This is a genomic window from Mesorhizobium sp. M2A.F.Ca.ET.039.01.1.1 (assembly GCF_003998035.1).
Classification (GTDB): domain Bacteria; phylum Pseudomonadota; class Alphaproteobacteria; order Rhizobiales; family Rhizobiaceae; genus Mesorhizobium.
On sequence record NZ_RZRY01001014.1, the window covers coordinates 1 to 1781 of the forward strand.

General features: G+C 65.5%; 3 protein-coding genes. All 3 read left to right on the top strand.

Translation table 11 applies throughout. The annotated features are described in order from the left end of the window. Positions 1–75: 75 nt before the first annotated feature. Positions 76–582, top strand: a complete 507-nt coding sequence (locus EOA24_RS36725) for a 2Fe-2S iron-sulfur cluster-binding protein (RefSeq protein ID WP_126082810.1) — start codon at positions 76–78, stop codon at positions 580–582. Then, a complete protein-coding gene (locus EOA24_RS36730; RefSeq protein WP_126082811.1) occupies positions 579–1565 on the top strand; it encodes a xanthine dehydrogenase family protein subunit M in 987 nt (328 codons plus the stop codon). Before EOA24_RS36725 ends, EOA24_RS36730 begins: the two co-directional genes overlap by 4 nt. Next, positions 1562–1781 (top strand): hypothetical protein (locus EOA24_RS36735; protein ID WP_133374839.1); only part of this gene is annotated, 220 nt, incomplete at its 3' end. The genes EOA24_RS36730 and EOA24_RS36735, both read left to right, overlap by 4 nt.

Here is a 1781-nt window from a genome sequence, read left to right on the forward strand (position 1 = left end):
GAATAATACGATTTTCGTACTATCATGATGGTGGCTCGGCGGCGTTCCGCTGCCGGTCCCTGAATGGAGACGCCTGTGACCATCATGATCAACGGATCCGACTATCCCGTTCCAGACGATGCGCGCGTGTCGCTGCTCGACATGTTGCGCGAACGCCTTGGGCTAACCGGCACGAAGCTCGGTTGCAACCAGGGTGCCTGCGGCGCCTGCACAGTGTTGCTGGACGACGAGCGGGTGCTGTCCTGCCTCACGCTGGCGGCACAGGCAAAGGGGCGCGATGTTCGCACGATCGAAGGACTGCAAGGGCCAGACGGCGGCCTCCACCCCCTGCAAGAGGCTTTCATCGAACATGATGGCCTCCAGTGTGGCTACTGCACCCCGGGCCAGATCTGCTCGGCGATCGCCATGGCGCGGGAGTTGCGGCGCGGCGATCCAAGTCACGTCACTGCCGATCTCGCAGGCCCGGTCCGGCCGACCCGCGAGGAAATCCGCGAACGCATGAGCGGCAATCTGTGCCGCTGCGGTGCGCATAACGGCATTGTCGAAGCGATCGAGGAAATGCTTGCTGGAGAGCCGGCATGACGCCCTTTGCATTTCACATCGCGAATGACCGTGCGGAAGCCCTGGCGCTTGCTGCCGACGGCGCACGGTTCGTCGGCGGGGGCACGAACCTTGTCGATCTGCTCAGGCAGAATGTCGACTCCGCTTCGCAACTGGTCGATGTCAGCCGCCTCACCTCCGACATCCAGGAAGCTGATGGCGGCGCGCTGCTCATCGGCGCATCGATGAAGAACAGCGCTCTAGCCGCGCAACCGCTGATCCGCGAACGCTATCCGATGCTGTCGCGCGCCTTGCTGGCCGGGGCCTCGGCGCAGATCCGCAACATGGCGACGGTCGGCGGCAACATTATGCAGCGGACACGCTGCGCCTATTTCTACGATGTGGACGGGGCGCGATGTAACAAGCGGCAGCCTGGCGGCGGCTGTGACGCCATCGGCGGCTTCAACCGCTATCACGCAATATTGGGTGCGTCGAATAACTGCGTGGCAACCCATCCCTCGGACATGTGCGTCGCGCTTGCCGCGCTCTCGGCGGTGGTGCATCTCGCCGGCCCCGCAGGTGAGAGAACGGTGCCGCTCGCCGAGTTCCACGCCTTGCCAGGCGCCAGTCCACAAATCGAGAGTGTCCTGCAGCCCGGGGAGATGATCACCGCGGTAGAGCTTCCGCCCGCGACCCCCGCAATGGTGAATTCCGAGTATCGCAAGCTGCGCGACCGTTCGAGCTATGCATTCGCACTGGTTTCCGTGGCGGCTGGCCTGGACGTCGTCGAGGGCAAGGTCGCCGAGGTTCGGATCGCGCTTGGCGGCGTGGCCGCAAAGCCATGGCGCGCCACGCATGCGGAGGCGGCGCTTCGCGGATTGCCGGCGACCCGCGCGAATTTCCTTTCCGCCGCGGAGGAGGAATTGGCCGAGGCGCGGCCGCTCGAAGGCAATGCTTTCAAGATCGGGCTGGCGCAGCGCACGATCGCAGCCGTCCTTGAATCGCTGGCAGGAGATCCCGCATGAGCAAGCTGCAGAATGCCCTCGTCGGCGGAGTCCGCACGGTGCTGGGCCGCGTTCCCGCAAGCTGGCTGCCCGGCGGCACGCCGGATCCGATCATTGAGAAGCGCGCGACGCTGGGAACCCAGCAGCCACGCGTCGACGGTCCCGACAAGGTGCGCGGCGCGGCGCGCTTCGCAGCCGAGGTGCCGATGGAGAACCTGCTCCATGCCGCCTTTGTCC

What these genes read in the sequence shown, in the direction of transcription:
- EOA24_RS36730 (WP_126082811.1), top strand. Translation starts at nt 579, where the DNA reads ATGACGCCCTTTGCATTTCACATCGCGAATGACCGTGCGGAAGCCCTG.